We start from the raw sequence: 17,107 nt of genomic DNA on the forward strand, positions 1-17,107 counted from the left end.
ATGCAGGCGTCGTTGAAATCCCGGATCCGGCAGCCGGCCCATGGCCCCCTGCACCGCCTGTCCAACCTGCTGTACCGCAAGCCCAACCTATACCTGGCGCTGCTGCTGGTACCGCCGCTGCTGTGGTTCGGCGCGATCTATTTCGGCTCGCTGCTGACCCTACTCTGGCAAGGCCTGTACACCTTCGACGACTACAGCATGACGGTGACCCCGGAGCTGACCCTGGACAACCTGAGCGCACTGTTCCGACCAGCCAACTACGACATCATCCTGCGCACCCTGAGCATGGCCATCGCCGTATCGCTGGCCAGCGCCCTGCTGGCCTTCCCCATCGCCTACTACATGGCGCGTCACACCACGGGCAAGACCAAGGCGTTCTTCTATATCGCGGTAATGATGCCGATGTGGGCCAGCTACATCATCAAGGCCTACGCCTGGACCCTGCTGCTGGCCAAAGGCGGGGTGGCCCAGTGGTTTGTCGACCAGCTCGGCCTGGCGCCAGTGCTGCAGCTGATCCTGAACATTCCCGGGGTCGGCGGCAGCACCCTGTCGACCTCGCACCTGGGCCGCTTCCTGGTGTTCGTCTACATCTGGCTGCCGTTCATGATCCTGCCGATCCAGGCCGCCTTGGAGCGCCTGCCGCCGTCGCTGCTGCAGGCCTCCGCCGACCTCGGCGCACGGCCCTGGCAGACCTTCGTCCAGGTGATCCTGCCGCTGTCGATCCCGGGCATCGCCGCCGGTTCGATCTTCACCTTCTCGCTGACCCTGGGCGACTTCATCGTGCCGCAGCTGGTCGGCCCGCCCGGCTTCTTCATCGGCAGCATGGTCTATGTGCAACAGGGCGCGGTCGGCAACATGCCGATGGCCGCCGCCTTCACCCTGGTGCCGATCGTGCTGATCGCCCTCTACCTGTCCATCGTCAAACGCCTGGGGGCCTTCGATGCACTCTAATACTCCCTCATCAGAGCGGGCTTCCTGGGGCCTCAAGCTGGCGGCCTGGGCGGGACTGCTGTTCCTGCACTTCCCGATCCTGATCATCTTCATCTACGCCTTCAACACCGAGGAGGCCGCCTTCAGCTTCCCGCCCCAGGGCTTCACCCTGCACTGGTTCAGCGTGGCCTTCACCCGGGTCGATGTGCTTGAGTCGATCAAGCTGTCGTTGCAGATCGCCTGCCTGGCCACCCTGATCGCCCTGCTGCTCGGCACCCTGGCCGCCGCCGCGCTGTACCGCCGCGACTTCTTCGGCAAAGAAGGCATCTCGCTGCTGCTAATCCTGCCGATCGCCCTGCCCGGCATCGTCACCGGCCTGGCCCTACTGGCGGCGTTCAAGACCCTGGATATCCAGCCGGGGATCTTCACCATCGTCGTCGGCCACGCCACGTTCTGCGTGGTGATCGTCTACAACAACGTGATCGCGCGTTTTCGCCGCACCTCCTACAGCCTGATCGAGGCCTCGATGGACCTCGGCGCCGACGGCTGGCAGACCTTCCGCTACATCATCCTGCCCAACCTCGGCTCGGCCCTGCTGGCTGGCGGCATGCTGGCGTTCGCCCTGTCGTTCGACGAGATCATCGTCACCACTTTCACCGCCGGTCACGAACGCACCCTGCCGCTGTGGCTGCTCAACCAGCTCAGTCGCCCACGCGATGTACCGGTCACCAACGTGGTGGCGATGTCGGTGATGCTGGCGACCATGCTGCCGATCCTCGGCGCTTACTACCTGACCAAGGGCGGTGAAAGCGTGGCCGGCAGCGGCGGTAAATGACCCTGGAGCGGCGCGAGATCGTGCCCTCTGTGAATTCGTAGAGCCCCAACCGGAGGATTGCGCAATGCAAAGCAAACTGCTGATCAATGGCCGACTGGTCGCTGGTGAAGGCGCCAGCCTGGCGGTCCTCAATCCCGCGCTCGGCGCTCCGCTGCTGCAGATCAACGAGGCCAGCAGCGATCAGGTGGACGCCGCCGTACGCGCCGCCGATGCCGCCTTCGACGGCTGGTCGCAGACCGCGCCGAAAGACCGTGCGCGGTTGCTGCTGCGCCTGGCCGACAAGATCGAGGCGCATGCCGAGGAGCTGGCCGAACTGGAGTCGAACAACTGCGGCAAGCCCTACGCCGCCGCGCTGAACGACGAGATCCCGGCCATCGCCGACGTGTTCCGCTTCTTCGCCGGCGCCAGCCGTTGCCTCCAGGGCAGCGCCGCCGGCGAATACCTACCGGGTCACACCTCGATGATTCGCCGCGACCCGATCGGCGTGGTGGCATCCATCGCGCCCTGGAACTACCCGCTGATGATGGCCGCCTGGAAGCTCGCCCCGGCCCTGGCCGCCGGCAACACCGTAGTGCTCAAGCCGTCCGAGCAGACCCCGCTGACTGCGCTGAAGCTGGCCGAGTTCCTCGCCGAGATCTTCCCGGCCGGCGTGGTCAACATCGTCTTCGGCTGCGGCCAGAGTGTCGGCAGCCCACTGGTGAGCCATCCCCTGGTGCGCATGGTGTCGCTGACCGGTTCGGTCGCCACCGGCTCAAACATCATTTCCAGCACCGCCGCCTCGGTGAAACGCATGCACATGGAGCTGGGCGGCAAGGCGCCGGTGATCATCTTCAACGATGCCGACATCGCCGCCGCGGTGGAGGGCATCCGCACCTTCGGCTTCTACAACGCCGGGCAAGACTGCACCGCCGCCTGCCGCATCTATGCGCAGAAAGGTATCTACGACAAGTTCGTCGCCGAACTGGGCGCCGCGGTCGGCAGTATCAAGCACGGCCTGCAGCACGACCCGGCCACCGAGCTGGGCCCACTGATCACCGCCGAGCACCGCGACCGCGCCAGCGGCTTCGTCGAACGCGCGGCCGCGCTGGGACATATCGAGGTGGTTACTGGCGGCAAGGCGGTCGCCGGCCCCGGCTTCTTCTATCAACCCACGGTACTCGCTGGTGCCCGCCAGGACGACGAGATCGTGCGCCGCGAAGTGTTCGGCCCGGTGGTCTCGGTCACCCCGTTCGATGACGAAGCGCAGGCGCTGGCCTGGGCCAACGATTCCGACTATGGCCTGGCCTCCTCGGTCTGGACCCAGGACGTCGGCCGCGCCCACCGCCTCGCCGCACGCCTGCAGTACGGCTGCACCTGGGTCAACACGCACTTCATGCTGGTCAGCGAAATGCCCCACGGCGGGATGAAGCTATCCGGCTACGGCAAGGACATGTCGATGTACGGGCTGGAGGATTACACGACGGTTAGACACGTGATGTTCAAACACTGACCTGAGCTACTGCGCTCGGCCATGCGGTGTTGAACGCCGGCTCGAAATGCTCATGTACTGCAGTACATTCCGCTTTCTCGCCGCCTGTCGCCTTGCCTGGCCTTTGCGCGTGACGCTCAGGTATTCGCCTCACCCCGAGAGGCCTGCACCGGGCCGCTCCTACAGCGCTGGAGCAATAACGATGAAAAGCACCCTGCGTAGTTTCAGCTTCATTCTGATCTGCACCCTGGCTGGCCTGGTTCAGGCCGCGGATGACGCCAAGGCCATAGTCGATGGCTACATGGCCGCCTGGAACGCCCACGACGCCGACCTGGCCGCAACTTTTCTGGCCGAGGACGCGGTGTACTTCGATGCTACCGTCGGCACCCCGCAGAATGGCAAGGCGGCCGCGCGCGACAATGTAATCAAGGTATTCATCGGCGCCGTGCCGGACCTGAGCTGGAAGATGACCAGCGCGCCGATCGCCGGCGCCGATGGCATCGCCTTCCAGTGGGTCTTCACTGGCACCAACAGCGGCGCATGGGGCCCCGAAACCCCGGCCACCGGCAAGCCGCTGAGCTTCGAGGGGGTTAGTTTCATCCGTATCAAGGACGGCAAGATCGCCTACCAGGGCGACTACTACGACGCCCTCGGTTTCAACAAGCAGTTGGGCTGGTAAGGCTGGTAAGGCCGCCGCGCCGCCGATCCGCACCGGCGGCGCCACCTGCGCAACGACCTCCCCGCCCACACCACCCCCCACGCAGTTCGTCGGTTAATCTGGGGGAAATCCTCAAATAGTGTTTTCCATCACACACTGCCTCTATGCGCTTACTAATTGACGTCGGTAGGATGGCGGCCAAATCGAGTAAACCTCGGTTAAGGCTATGGATGGCTCAACAGTCCAGCGCAGACAGCCCCAACCATGCCCCGATTTCCAGTCACCCTCGCCCGCACGCTTTCCATTGCCCTGACAACCCTGCTGAGCATGGCTACCAGCCACTGCCTTGGCGCTGCCCAGACAGAAGTCCGCGCCCTGAATCAGGCCATCGAGCAGGCACGGCTGAGCAGCTGGCGCAGCCTGATCGAGCAGGGCGGCGTCCTGGACGAGCGCAGCAAGCTGAAAACGGTCAACGACTTCATCAATCGCACGGTGAGCTACGGGACCGATCGCGAAATATGGGGCGCAGACGAATACTGGGCGACACCGCTGCAGACTCTGTCACGCGGCCGCGGCGACTGCGAAGACTTCGCCATCAGCAAGTACTTCAGCCTGGTGGAGATGGGCGTGCCCAGCGAGAAACTGCGCCTGACCTTCGTCAAAGCCCTGGCGCTCAACCAGGCGCATATGGTGCTGGCCTACTACCCGAGTCAGACGGCGCAGCCACTGATCCTCGACAACCTCGACCCGCAGATCAAGCTGGCCGACGAACGCCGCGACCTGCTGCCGGTGTATGCCTTCAATAACCACGGGGTCTTCCTGGCCAAGGCGCCGCAGCAAAAATCCGGGCAATCGCCGCAGTCGCTCTCGCGCTGGAGCGATGTCAGCGAGCGAGTCATCGCCGATGACGCGCGCCGGCGGGCAAACCAGAGCTGATCGTCAACGCGGCGCCAGGTGCGCCACCATCAGCTGCACGCTTTCCCGGCCACGGTACTCGTTGACGTCCAGTTTGTAGGCCAGCTCGACCCAGCGCACGTTGGGATTGGGCCAGACCTCGCGGTCGATATTGAAGGCGATGCCATCCAGGGTCTGGCCGCCGCACTCGGTCTTCAGCACCAGCTTGAGGTGTTTGTCACCGACCAGACGCTGCTGCACCACCTGAAACACGCCGTGGAACAGCGGCTCAGGAAAATGCTGGCCCCAGGGTCCGGCATTGCGCAGTTCCTTGGCCAGGGGCAGATGAAACTCTTCCACCGACAAGGCGCCATCGGACAGCAGGCGCCCGGTCAGGTCGTCTTCGTCAAGCTGACGCCGCACCTCGGCATCGAAGGCCACGGCAAAGGCACCGAAGTTAGCTTCAGGCAGCGACAAACCCGCCGCCATGGCGTGCCCGCCGAACTTGCTGATCAGCTGCGGATGCTTGGCCGCGACGGCATCCAGGGCGTCGCGGATATGAAAGCCCGCCACTGAGCGCGCCGACCCTTTGAGTACACCGCCGCCGGCATCGGCAAAGGCGATGGTCGGCCGGTGGTAACGCTCTTTCAGGCGCGAGGCGAGAATACCGATCACGCCCTGATGCCAATCCGCGTCGAACAGGCACAGACCGAACGGCATGTCTTCCAGCGGCAGATCCTTGAGCTGGGCCAAGGCCTCGCGCTGCATGCCCTGCTCGATGGCTTTGCGGTCCTGGTTGAGCTGATCCAGCTGCACCGCCATGTCGCGGGCCAGCGCTTCATCTTCACAAAGCAGGCATTCGATCCCCAGGCTCATGTCATCCAGGCGTCCCGCTGCATTCAGGCGCGGGCCGATGATAAAGCCCAGATCCGTGGAGGTGATGCGCTCCGCTTGCCGCCCGGCCACGTCGAGAATTGCGCGCAAGCCCGGCCGTGCGCGGCCGGCACGAATCCGCGCCAGGCCCTGATGCACGAGGATGCGGTTGTTGGCATCCAGCGGCACCACGTCGGCGACGCTGCCCAGCGCCACCAGGTCGAGCAGCTCGGCCAGATTCGGCTCCGGGCGCTGCGCACTGAACCAGTTCAGCTCGCGCAACCGCGCGCGCAGCGCCAGCAGCACGTAGAAAATCACCCCGACCCCGGCCATCGCCTTGCTCGGGAACTCGCAGCCCAGTTGGTTGGGATTGACGATCGCATCCGCTGCCGGCAGCTCGGCGCCGGGCAAGTGGTGATCGGTGACCAGCACCATCAGTCCCGCCGCCTTGGCCGCCGCCACGCCCTCGACGCTGGAAATGCCGTTGTCCACGGTAATCAACAACTGCGGTTGGCGCTGCAGCGCCACTGCAACGATTTCCGGAGTCAGGCCGTAGCCGTACTCGAACCGGTTCGGCACCAGGTAGTCGACATGGGCCGCGCCGAGCATGCGCAAACCAAGCATGCCAACCGTGCTGGCAGTGGCGCCATCGGCATCGAAGTCACCGACGATCAGCATCCGCTGGCCTTGCTCCAGGGCTTGCACCAGCAACTCGACCGCCGCCTCAATGCCCTTCAACTGCTGGTAAGGGATCAGCCGTGCCAGGCCCTTGTCCAGTTCGGCCACCGATTGCACGCCACGAGCGGCATACAGGCGGGTCAACAACGGCGGCAGATTGCCCAGATCGGGCAAGATGGCGGGTAACGGTCGGGCTTCGATACGCATGGGTATTCTTTTTCGTATAGGGCGGGTGCAACCCGCCGGGTTCCTTGCTTGGCGGGTTGCCCCCGCCCTACGGCAATAAACCTGTTCGCAACGCGGTGTGAGCGCAGGTTAGCCAGCTTTTAACGCCGCATAACCAAGCGCAACAGCGTTGAAACAGCTTTTATCGTTCGCCGATCAGCCACTCGATCGGCACTTCATGCTGACCGCGCTCATCGGTGACGAACAGCTCGCCGTCGCTGATCATCACGCTCCAGCTCAGCGCCCGCGGCATGTCCAGCGCCAGACTGGCCAGCGCCTCCTGATCCAGCGCCACCACGTTGATGTTCTTCAGGCTGCGCACCGGCGCCAGCACCTTGGCCTGCCACACGCGCAAGTTGCCGTAGGCCACCAGGCTGAACTTCTCGGTGCGCCGCGAACACCAGGTGATGCGATCGCTATCGGGCTGACCGACTTCGATCCAGTGCAGCACACGGTCGTCCAGGCTCTTTTCCCACAGCGCCGGCTCATCCACGTCCGACAGGCCACGGCCGAAAGCCAGTTGCTCGTCATAGAACAACGCATAGCCAATCAGCCGCGCGGCCAGGCGCTCTTCGGTTTCCGACGGGTGCTTGGCCACGGTGAAGCGCAGGGTTTGATAGACGCTGCGGTCGATGTCGGTAAGGTTCAGATCGATCTTGTAGGTGGTTGACGGCAGGGCCATTGGCGGGCTTCTTGGCTGGGCAAATAAGCCCGCAAGTCTACCCGATGCCGCCCGCTCACGTTAGAGTCACGACCACCGCCTGATAGATGGAAGCGCCATGCAACTGCCCAGCAAACCCCTCACCGGCCTGAAAGTGATCGAACTCGGCAGCCTGATTGCTGGCCCCTTCGCCGCGCGTATCTGCGCCGAATTCGGTGCTGAAGTGATCAAGGTCGAGTCGCCCGATGGCGGCGATCCCTTGCGCAAGTGGCGCAAGCTCTACGAAGGAACATCGCTGTGGTGGTTCGTGCAGGCGCGCAACAAACGCTCGATCACCCTCAACCTCAAGCACGAGCAAGGCCTGGAAGTGCTGAAGAAGCTGCTCGGCGAGGCCGACATCCTGATCGAGAACTTTCGCCCCGGGGTGCTGGAAAAACTCGGCCTGGGCTGGGAGGTGCTGCATGCACTCAACCCCAAGCTGGTGATGGTGCGCCTGTCCGGCTTTGGCCAGAGCGGGCCGATGAAGGATCAGCCGGGCTTCGGCGCGGTGGGCGAAGCCATGGGCGGGCTGCGCTATATCACCGGCTTCGAGGATCGGCCGCCGGTGCGCACCGGCATTTCCATCGGCGATTCGATTGCCGCCCTGTGGGGCGTGATCGGTGCGCTGATGGCGCTGCGTCACCGCGAGGTCAACGGCGGCCAGGGCCAGGTGGTCGATGTGGCGCTGTATGAAGCGATCTTCGCCATGATGGAGTCGATGGTCCCGGAGTTCGACGTGTTCGGCTTCATTCGCGAGCGCAGCGGCAATATCATGCCCGGCATCACGCCGTCCTCGATCCACTCCAGCAGCGATGGCAAGCACATCCAGATCGGCGCCAACGGCGATGCGATCTTCAAACGCTTCATGCAGGCCATCGACCGCCATGACCTGGCCGAAGACCCGAGCCTGGCCAGCAACGACGGCCGCGACGCCCGCCGCGACGAGCTGTACGGGGTAATCGACCGCTGGGTCGGCGGACTGCCGCTGGAGCAGGTACTGACCACGCTGAACCAGGCCGAAGTACCGGCCAGTCGCATCTTCAGCGCCGAGGACATGTTCAACGACCCGCAATACCTCGCCCGCGAGATGCTCCTCAGCGCCAAGCTGCCGGACGGCACGCCATTCAAGATGCCCGGCATCGTGCCCAAGCTGTCCGACACCCCGGGCGGCGTCGAGTGGACAGGCCCGCAACTGGGCGAACACACCGAGCAGATCCTCGCTGCGCTAGGCTATAGCCATGCAACTGTTACCGAACTGCGCCGCAACGGCGCCATCTGAATCAGCCTAGGAGCAGAGCCATGCTTGCCGATGAACCCTCACTGCCCGAGGACGTGCTGCTGGTTTTGCGCCAGGACAGGCGCGAGGAGGCCATCGAACTGCTGCAGGTACGCCAGGGGATAAGCGCGCAAGAAGCCGAAAAACGGATCAACCGCTACCTGGAGGAAAACCCGCAGATCCGCCTGCGCGGCCCTGGAATACTGATCCACAGCAAGCTCAACGCCCTGATCTGGCTGGGCCTGATCGTGCTCATGGCGCTGACCTACTTGCTGCTGGCCGGCTGAGACAGCAGCGCGCCGAGATCTCACGCCGACGAAAAAGGCCGGCACCTTGCGGTGACCGGCCTTGGCCCAATCGCGCGCGCCGTTACAGTGGCTTGCCGCGGTTGCCGTGCTGGGTGACGAAGCCCTGCACCGTTTTCAGGTCATTGGCCAGCACCGTGCAGCGTTCTTCGCGCTCGAACAGATCAGCCAGATGCGGCGGCAACGCTGGGGCCTGGCCGACGCCGGCCTGCTCCACCGCCTCGGGGAACTTCACCGGGTGTGCAGTCCCCAGGATAACCATGGGCGTGGCCAGACTGCGCCGACATTCACGGGCCGCACGCACGCCGATGGCGGTGTGCGGATCGAGCAGCTCGCCGCACTCGGCGAACACGTCGGCGATGGTTTCGCAGGTCGCCTGGTCGTCTACCGCCAAGGAGTCGAACAACTTGCGCGCCTCGGTCCAACGCTCTTCTTCCACGCTGAAACCGCCACCCTGTTTGAAGTTGCTCATCAGCCCGGCAATCGCCGCACCGTTGCGCCCGTGCAGGTCGAACAGCAGGCGTTCGAAGTTCGACGAAACCATGATGTCCATGGACGGCGACAGTGTCGGGTACAGGTCGCCCTTGACGTACTGATTGCCGCTCATGAAGCGATGGAGGATGTCGTTGCGGTTGGTCGCGACGATCAGCTGGCTGATCGGCAGGCCCATGTTGCGCGCCAGGTAGCCGGCGAAGATATCGCCGAAGTTGCCAGTCGGCACCGAGAACGCAATGGAGCGCGCCGGGCCGCCGAGCTGCAGGGCGGCGTGAAAGTAGTAGACGATCTGGGCCATGATCCGCGCCCAGTTGATCGAGTTGACCGCCACCAGACGCGTGCCTTTGAGGAAGCTCTGGTCGGCGAAGCTATCCTTGACCATCTCCTGGCAGTCGTCGAAGTTGCCTTCCACGGCGATGTTGTGGATGTTCTCGCCGAGAATGGTGGTCATCTGCCGGCGCTGCACTTCGGACACCCGGTTGTGCGGATGGAGGATGAAGATGTCGACGTTGTCGCAGGCCTTGCAGCCTTCGATGGCCGCCGAACCGGTGTCACCCGAGGTGGCTCCCATGATCACCACGCGCTCGTTGCGCTTGGCCAGCACATAGTCGAGCAAACGACCGAGTAACTGCAGGGCGAAGTCCTTGAACGCCAGGGTCGGGCCGTGGAACAGTTCGAGCACCCACTCGTTGCCATTCAGCTGACGCAGTGGCGCCACTGCGCCGTGGGCGAACACACCATCTGGGCCGGCCGCGTAGGTCTCCTCGAGGATTTTCTTGAAATCGGCATCCGGAATGCTGCCGGTCACGAACGGCCGCATCACCCGGAAGGCCAGCTCGTGGTAGGGCAAGCCGGCCCAGGAGGCGATTTCTTCCTGAGTAAAGCGTGGCAGGTTTTCCGGTACGTAGAGACCACCATCACTGGCCAGGCCAGCCAGCAGAACGTCTTCGAAATTCAGGGCCGGTGCCTGGCCGCGGGTACTGATATAGCGCATGTTTGGCAAACCTTCGGTTTGAGCTGCAAGCTTCAAGCGGTAAGCCGCACGCGCCTGCTGCGCGTGCGGTCTGCTGCTGGTTAGTTCAACTGTTCGACGCGGATGCGCATGACTTTGCCAACGACATCGTCCAGCGCTTCCAAGGCGGCCAGCGCCTCGTCGATACGCGCCTCGACCACCCGGTGGGTCACCAGAATCATCGGCACCAGGCCGTCGTGCTCTTCGACTTCCTTCTGCATGATCGACTCGATGTTGATCCCGCGCTGCGACAGGATGCTCGCCACCTGAGCCAGCACGCCGGGATGATCCTTGGCCTGAATGCGCAGGTAGTAGGCGCTCTCGCACGCCGCGATCGGCAGAATCGGGTGATCGGACAACGAATCCGGCTGGAAGGCCAGGTGCGGCACACGATTTGTCGGGTCGGTGGTCAGGGCGCGCACCACGTCGACCAGGTCGGCGATGACCGAGGAAGCGGTCGGCTCCATGCCGGCGCCAGCACCGTAATACAGGCTCGAGCCCGCCGCGTCGCCATTGACCATCACAGCGTTCATCACGCCATTGACGTTGGCGATCAGACGATCGGCCGGGATCAATGTCGGGTGCACCCGCAATTCGATACCGGCCTCGGTGCGACGCGCCACGCCCAGGTGCTTGATGCGATAACCCAGGGCTTCGGCATAGCCCACGTCAGCCGTGGTCAGCTTGGTGATGCCTTCGGTGTAGGCCTTGTCGAATTGCAGCGGAATGCCGAAGGCGATGGAGGCGAGGATGGTCAGCTTGTGCGCCGCATCGATGCCTTCGACGTCGAAAGTCGGATCGGCTTCGGCATACCCCAAGGCCTGGGCTTCTTTGAGCACGTCGTCGAACGCCCGGCCCTTCTCGCGCATTTCGCTGAGGATGAAGTTGCCGGTGCCGTTGATGATCCCGGCCAACCAGTTGATGCGATTGGCTGCCAGCCCCTCGCGAATCGCCTTGATCACCGGGATGCCACCCGCCACCGCAGCCTCGAACGCGACTATCACGCCCTTCTCGCGCGCCCGGGCGAAGATCTCATTGCCATGTACGGCGATCAGCGCCTTGTTTGCGGTGACCACGTGCTTGCCGTTGTCGATGGCCTTGAGCACCAGCTCACGGGCCAGCGTATAGCCGCCGATCAGCTCGATGACGATCTCGATCTCGGGGTTGTTCACCAGCTCGAAGACATCGTGGGTAATGGGGGTACCGGTAATGTCGCACTGCGGGTTCTGCGAACGCAGCGCAATTTGCGCCACTTCAATGTCACGCCCGGCACGCCGCGCGATTTCCTCGGCGTTGCGCTTGAGCACGTTGAAGGTACCGCCACCGACGGTACCTAGCCCACAGATGCCTACTTTGACCGGTTTCACACTGAACTCCCCATCTGCACTGCGTAAAACGGCCGGAGCTAGCTCCGGCCGCAGAAAAGAAAAAAGAGCCGCACCTTACGAAGCGGCTGTTTATTAGTCAATCGGGCCGAGGCCCACAATCACTCGGCTTCGAGCGCCAGCTTGGACAATTGCGCCGCTGGCTGGTAACCGGGTATCAACTTGCCATTGGCCAAGACGATCGCCGGCGTGCCATTGACCCCGATCATCTGCCCCAGGGCGTACTGCTTGGCCACCGGATTGTCACATTCGGCAGCGGGTACCTCCTGGCGCGTCTTGGCCAGGTTCATCGCCGCCTGGCGGTCCTTGGCGCACCAGACACTGACCAGTTCCTTATAGGCCGGACTTTCCAACCCCTGGCGCGGAAACGCCACGTAACGCACTTCGACGCCCAGGCGATTGAGTTCCGGGACTTCGCTGTGCAGCTTCTGGCAGTAACCGCAATCGGTGTCGGTGAACACGGTGATGTGGGTCTTGGCCGGCTCGGCGGCGAAGATCACCATTTCCTTGGTCGGAATGCCGTTGATTTCTTTACCAATAGCCTGGGTTTCATGCTGCTCGGTCAGGTTGACCGCCTTGCCGCCCTTGATTTGGAACAGATAGCCCTGCATGAGGAACTGGCCGTCGGCGCTGGCGTACAACTGGCGGCCGCCCTTGAGCTGAATCTGATACAGACCGGGCATCTGACTCTCGGCAATCGCTTCGATTGGCAGGTCTGGCTGGATAGCCTGCAGGCTCTGGCGGATCACCTGATCAGGGTCGGCGGCCAGGCTCAAACTGCTGGCCAAGCCGAGGGCCACGGCTGCAAAAATACGGGTCACGCGCATGGATACTCCTAACGAGCGTAGGACAAACGAAGGTTGCAACAGCCTACCATAGATGCCCGCAAAGGCAGACCACAGCAGGTCGGACGGCCACCTCAGCCCCTTGGGTGGTGTTGGGCATGCAACTCCTGCAGGCGCGCTCGAGCGATATGGGTATAAATCTGCGTGGTCGACAGATCGCTGTGCCCCAGCAACATCTGCACCACCCGCAGATCGGCGCCATGATTGAGCAGATGGGTAGCAAACGCATGACGCAGGGTGTGCGGCGACAGGCTCTTGGCAATACCTGCCACCCTGGCCTGCAGCTTGATTCGATGCCAGAAGGTTTGCCGGGTCATTTGCTCGCCACGCAAGCTGGGAAACAGCACGTCACTGGGCTTGCCGCCCAGCAATAACGGTCGCGCCTCCTTGCTGTAGCGCTCGATCCACAGGATCGCCTCTTCGCCCAGCGGCACCAGACGCTCCTTGCTGCCCTTGCCGAACACCCGCAGCACGCCCTGACGCAGATTGACCTGCTCCAGGGTCAGGCCGATCAGCTCGCTGACCCGCAAGCCGCAGGCATAGAGCACCTCGAGCATGGCACGATCGCGCAGACCGATCGGGTCATCCAAGTCCGGCGCCGCCAGCAGTGCCTCGACATCCGCCTCCGAGAGGGATTTTGGCAACAACCTGCCGAGCTGTGGCAAGTCGACCTGCAGGGTCGGATCGGTGCCAATCAGCCCTTCTCGCAACAAGAAGCGATAAAAGCCGCGCAACCCCGAGATCAGCCGCGCCGTGGAGCGAGCCTTGTAACCTTCGTTCAAGCGCCAGGCCAGGTGATCGAGAATCAACTCACGGCCGGCGCTGGGCAATTCCAGATCACGCGCCTGCAACCAACCATTGAACAACGCCAGATCGCTGCGATAAGCAGCCCTTGTATGCACGGACAAGCCCTTCTCCAGCCACAGGGCATCGAGAAAACGGTCAATCAGCGGGTGATCGATAGCGGGCATGGGGGGGGCTATGGCGGCAATTGAAAGCGGGTTAGTCTTTCACAGCCTGGTCATCCCCGACTAGTAGTGTGCGCACAAGGATCAGCGATGGACGAGCAACAAATTCTCCTGGCCTTCACGGCTATCGGCGCAACCGCCCTCGTCTGTCAGTGGCTGGCCTGGCGCCTGCGCCTGCCGGCGATTCTGTTTTTGCTGATCAGCGGCATACTCGCGGGGCCGATTCTCGGCTGGCTTGACCCACAGGCACTGTTCGGCCCACTGCTATTTCCCATGGTCTCGATGGCCGTGGCGCTGATCTTGTTCGAAGGCAGCCTGACCCTGCACTTGTCTGAATGGCGCGAAATCGGCAGCGTGGTCAGACGCTTGGTAACAGTTGGCGCACTGACCACCTGGGCGACTATCGCCATCGCGACCCACTACCTGCTCGACTTTTCCTGGGACATGGCCCTGCTGTTCGGCACCCTGACCCTGGTCACCGGGCCCACGGTGATAGTGCCGATGCTGCGCGTGGTGCGCCCGAAAGCCTCAGTGTCGAACATCCTGCGCTGGGAAGGCATTGTCATCGACCCAATTGGCGCGCTACTTGCCGTAGTCGTTTACAGCTTCATTATTGCCAGCAGTGACGGCGATGGCTGGAATCATGGCCTAGGCACCTTCGCCGGGGTGATCTTCTGCGGCAGCCTGTTCGGCGTGGCCGGTGGCTGGGCACTCGGACAAGTACTGCGGCGGCAATGGCTGCCAGACTACCTACACAACCTCGCCGTACTGGCTACCGTCCTCGGGGTTTTCATTGGCGCCAACCAGGTCATGCACGAGTCCGGCCTGCTCGCGGTCACCCTGATGGGCATGTGGCTGGCCAATATGAAGGGCGTGGACGTCCGGCACATCCTCCACTTCAAGGAAAACCTCAGCGTGCTGCTGATTTCCGGCCTGTTCATTCTGCTCGCCGCGCGCCTGGACCTCAGCGCTCTGCTCGCAATGGGACCGGCAGTTTTGCTGCTGCTTGCCGTCATTCAGTTCGTTGCTCGCCCGCTCAGCGTGGCGCTGTCGACCTTTGGCTCCAGCCTCAACTGGCGCGAACGCGCCCTGCTCGCCTGGATATCCCCGCGCGGCATAGTCGCCGCAGCGGTCTCGGCGACCTTCGCCATCCGCCTGAGCGAGTCCGGCCACGACGGCGCCCAGCTTCTGGTGCCCCTGACGTTTGCAGTCATCATCGGCACCGTGGTGCTACAGAGCGCCACCGCCCGCCCACTGGCAACCCTGCTCAAGGTGGCCGAACCATCGCCCAGCGGCTTTCTCATCGTTGGCGCCAATTCAGTCGCCCGGGCGATTGGCAAGGCCCTGCAACAACTCAACTGTCGGGTACTGCTCACCGACTCAAGCTGGGAAAACATTCGTGCCGCGCGCATGGAGAACCTGCCGACCTATTTCGGCAACCCCGCCTCACAACATGCCGAGGCGCACTTGGATCTGGTCGGCCTCGGCCACTTGCTGGCGCTATCGCCGGCCGGCGAACTGAACACCCTGGCGAGCATGCGCTTCCGCCATGAGTTCGGCGCCACGCGCTTGTTCAGCCTGGCAAGCGGCCAGGAAAGTCGCCGCAGCGACAAGCACCGCGCCAGCGACGAACACCGCGGCCGACCGCTGGGCAGTCAGCCCCTGACCTATCCTCATGCAGCCAGTCGCCTGTCCCACGGCGCCGAACTGTACAACACAACCTTGACCGACGGCTTCGGCTGGAGCGATTACCAGGCTCTGCATGGCACGCGCGCCACCCTACTGTTCGCTCGCGACCGTGAAGGCTGGGTGCATGTGGCAACTTCAGGCCACAACTTGCAACCGCAGACCGGCTGGACCCTGGTATCACTCATCGAAACGCAAACGGCCAGCACCGCCGGCGCGGAGCAAAATAGCCTGCAGACAACATGAGCAACGCTCGAATCAACCGGACCTGACTGGGTGAGCAACCGAAGCTGGCGTATTCACGCTTCGGCCAGATACTGAGCTATACGGGCATGAGCAGAACACCTCGGATGATCCACTCATCAGGTACTCGGCAACCGGAAGTCTCTTGGCAGCCCCACAACCGAGCCGACCGAGCGCTAGAAGACGGCACTACCGGATATCAGCGCTACCAGTGGCAACCGGATAACTACGCGTCGCAACAATGACCGACACCTCTTCCAGCCGAGTCATTACCGCCTTGCCGAACTTCTTGCTCTCCCGCTGGCCTGCCATTACGACCTGAATCAATGGCCGCAGCAGCCACAGCACTGCGTAGCTTCTTGAGGATGGCCGCCCTGCCAGACGGGCAGCTTATCGGGGCCCAGACCAGGCAACACTCAGCGTCCAGCCCGCCCCATAAACGCAAAAAGCAGCCCGAAGGCTGCTTTTCATAAGGAAGCTGAGGCTTAGCCCAATTTTTCCTTGATACGTGCTGCCTTACCGGACAGGTCACGCAGGTAGTAAAGCTTGGCTTTACGCACGTCGCCGCGACGCTTGACGGCCAGGCTGTCAACCAGCGGGCTGTAGGTCTGGAAAGTACGCTCTACGCCAACACCGTTGGAGATCTTGCGCACAGTGAAGGCACTGTTCAGACCACGGTTACGCTTGGCGATTACCACGCCTTCGAATGCCTGCAGACGCTCACGGTCGCCTTCCTTCACTTTTACCTGGACGACAATGGTGTCACCCGGGGAGAAGGGAGGGACTACTTTGCCCATCTGCTCAGCTTCGATTTGCTGAATGATCTTGTTGGTCATGCTGCGCTCCTAAGACAAGCCGTCTGGCCGGTCATCGATACATTAACTATCGTCCCGCTGGCGGATGTATTCCTCCAGCAGCTTTTTCTCTTCTCCAGAAAGCGAGCGGCTATCCAGAAGATCGACACGGCGTTCCCAGGTCCGACCGAGGGACTGCTGTAAACGCCAGCGCCGGATGTGTTCGTGGTTGCCGCCGAGCAGCACCTCAGGAACACGCTTATCCGCATACACCTCCGGACGAGTGTAATGCGGGCAGTCGAGCAGGCCATCCGTAAAGGAATCCTCCTCGGCCGAACTTGCATGACCCAATGCACCAGGCAAAAGGCGCGTCACCGCATCGATCAGCACCATGGCCGGCAGCTCACCGCCAGACAGGACGTAATCCCCAATCGACCATTCTTCATCGACATGCGTTTCAATGAAACGCTCATCGACACCTTCGTAGCGCCCGGCAATGAGGATCAAAGCCTCCTCGTTGGCCAGTTCGCGTACGGCTGACTGCGTCAGCTGACGACCCTGCGGCGAGAGGTAAATCACCTTCGCTTTTACACCTGCGGCCTGCCTGGCATCGAGCAAGGCATCCTCAAGCGGCTTGATCTTCATCACCATGCCCGGACCGCCACCGAAAGGCCGATCATCAACAGTGTGATGGCGGTCTGCGGTGTAGCTCCGCGGGTTCCAACAGGTCAATTGCAACAAGCCCTGTTTCACCGCACGGCTGGTGATGCCGTAATCGCTGATTGCGGTAAACATTTCCGGGAACAGCGTAATGACTTCAACGCGCAGATTTGGCAT

At 62.9% G+C, this 17,107-nt stretch carries 16 protein-coding genes; 8 read left to right on the forward strand and 8 right to left on the reverse strand.

Features of this window, described 5'->3' with window-relative positions:
• The 5 genes from B2D37_RS12240 (at position 1) to B2D37_RS12260 (ending at position 4,827) form a co-directional block, all read left to right on the forward strand.
• Positions 1 to 951 carry an ABC transporter permease gene (locus B2D37_RS12240; protein WP_079202942.1) on the forward strand — a complete coding sequence of 317 codons (951 nt, stop codon included), beginning with the start codon at positions 1 to 3 and terminating at the stop codon, positions 949 to 951.
• Positions 941 to 1,765 (forward strand): ABC transporter permease, encoded by an 825-nt coding sequence (locus tag B2D37_RS12245; protein WP_079202943.1) that lies wholly within the window; start codon positions 941 to 943, stop codon positions 1,763 to 1,765. The genes B2D37_RS12240 and B2D37_RS12245 overlap by 11 nt, the downstream gene beginning before the upstream one ends.
• Positions 1,766 to 1,829: 64 nt before the next feature.
• A complete protein-coding gene (locus B2D37_RS12250) occupies positions 1,830 to 3,254 on the forward strand; it encodes a gamma-aminobutyraldehyde dehydrogenase (RefSeq protein WP_079202944.1) in 1,425 nt (474 codons plus the stop codon).
• A 181-nt stretch (positions 3,255 to 3,435) separates the two neighbouring features.
• Positions 3,436 to 3,912: an ester cyclase gene (locus tag B2D37_RS12255; RefSeq protein WP_079202945.1), complete on the forward strand. Its 477-nt coding sequence runs from the start codon at positions 3,436 to 3,438 to the stop codon at positions 3,910 to 3,912.
• A gap of 243 nt (positions 3,913 to 4,155) precedes the next feature.
• The gene (locus B2D37_RS12260) at positions 4,156 to 4,827 is read left to right on the forward strand and encodes a transglutaminase-like cysteine peptidase (protein ID WP_079202946.1); all 672 of its coding nucleotides are present in this window, start codon (positions 4,156 to 4,158) and stop codon (positions 4,825 to 4,827) included.
• Between the two features lie 3 nt (positions 4,828 to 4,830).
• On the opposite strand, the gene recJ is transcribed toward B2D37_RS12260, so the two are convergent.
• The gene (recJ, locus tag B2D37_RS12265; protein WP_079202947.1) at positions 4,831 to 6,543 is read right to left on the reverse strand and encodes a single-stranded-DNA-specific exonuclease RecJ; all 1,713 of its coding nucleotides are present in this window, start codon (positions 6,541 to 6,543) and stop codon (positions 4,831 to 4,833) included.
• 160 nt (positions 6,544 to 6,703) lie between these two features.
• Positions 6,704 to 7,243 (reverse strand): YaeQ family protein, encoded by a 540-nt coding sequence (locus tag B2D37_RS12270; protein WP_079202948.1) that lies wholly within the window; start codon positions 7,241 to 7,243, stop codon positions 6,704 to 6,706.
• Between the two features lie 97 nt (positions 7,244 to 7,340).
• Between B2D37_RS12270 and B2D37_RS12275 the strand changes: the two genes are divergently transcribed.
• Together B2D37_RS12275 and B2D37_RS12280 are read left to right on the forward strand one after the other, a co-directional pair.
• The gene (locus tag B2D37_RS12275; RefSeq protein WP_079202949.1) at positions 7,341 to 8,540 is read left to right on the forward strand and encodes a CaiB/BaiF CoA-transferase family protein; all 1,200 of its coding nucleotides are present in this window, start codon (positions 7,341 to 7,343) and stop codon (positions 8,538 to 8,540) included.
• Positions 8,541 to 8,560: 20 nt separating this feature from the next.
• Positions 8,561 to 8,824, forward strand: a complete 264-nt coding sequence (locus tag B2D37_RS12280) for a hypothetical protein (RefSeq protein WP_079202950.1) — start codon at positions 8,561 to 8,563, stop codon at positions 8,822 to 8,824.
• A gap of 82 nt (positions 8,825 to 8,906) precedes the next feature.
• On the opposite strand, the gene thrC is transcribed toward B2D37_RS12280, so the two are convergent.
• The 4 genes from thrC to xerD form a co-directional block, all read right to left on the reverse strand.
• Positions 8,907 to 10,331, reverse strand: a complete 1,425-nt coding sequence (gene thrC, locus B2D37_RS12285) for a threonine synthase (RefSeq protein WP_079202951.1) — start codon at positions 10,329 to 10,331, stop codon at positions 8,907 to 8,909.
• Between the two features lie 80 nt (positions 10,332 to 10,411).
• Entirely contained in the window at positions 10,412 to 11,716 is a 1,305-nt protein-coding gene (locus B2D37_RS12290; RefSeq protein WP_079202952.1) for a homoserine dehydrogenase, read from the reverse strand.
• 119 nt (positions 11,717 to 11,835) lie between these two features.
• The gene (locus B2D37_RS12295) at positions 11,836 to 12,561 is read right to left on the reverse strand and encodes a thioredoxin fold domain-containing protein (protein WP_079202953.1); all 726 of its coding nucleotides are present in this window, start codon (positions 12,559 to 12,561) and stop codon (positions 11,836 to 11,838) included.
• Between the two features lie 92 nt (positions 12,562 to 12,653).
• Positions 12,654 to 13,550, reverse strand: coding sequence for a site-specific tyrosine recombinase XerD (gene xerD, locus B2D37_RS12300; protein WP_079202954.1), 897 nt, complete (start codon positions 13,548 to 13,550; stop codon positions 12,654 to 12,656).
• Positions 13,551 to 13,637: 87 nt separating this feature from the next.
• Between xerD and B2D37_RS12305 the strand changes: the two genes are divergently transcribed.
• Entirely contained in the window at positions 13,638 to 15,479 is a 1,842-nt protein-coding gene (locus B2D37_RS12305; RefSeq protein ID WP_079202955.1) for a sodium:proton antiporter, read from the forward strand.
• Between the two features lie 482 nt (positions 15,480 to 15,961).
• On the opposite strand, the gene rplS is transcribed toward B2D37_RS12305, so the two are convergent.
• Positions 15,962 to 16,312 carry a 50S ribosomal protein L19 gene (gene rplS, locus B2D37_RS12310; protein ID WP_079202956.1) on the reverse strand — a complete coding sequence of 117 codons (351 nt, stop codon included), beginning with the start codon at positions 16,310 to 16,312 and terminating at the stop codon, positions 15,962 to 15,964.
• Between the two features lie 42 nt (positions 16,313 to 16,354).
• On the reverse strand, positions 16,355 to 17,107 hold the full coding sequence (gene trmD / locus B2D37_RS12315) for a tRNA (guanosine(37)-N1)-methyltransferase TrmD (RefSeq protein WP_079202957.1): 753 nt from the start codon (positions 17,105 to 17,107) through the stop codon (positions 16,355 to 16,357).

Source organism: Pseudomonas sp. CC6-YY-74 (genome assembly GCF_002025205.1).
GTDB classification, from domain to species: Bacteria; Pseudomonadota; Gammaproteobacteria; order Pseudomonadales; family Pseudomonadaceae; genus Aquipseudomonas; species Aquipseudomonas paeninsulae.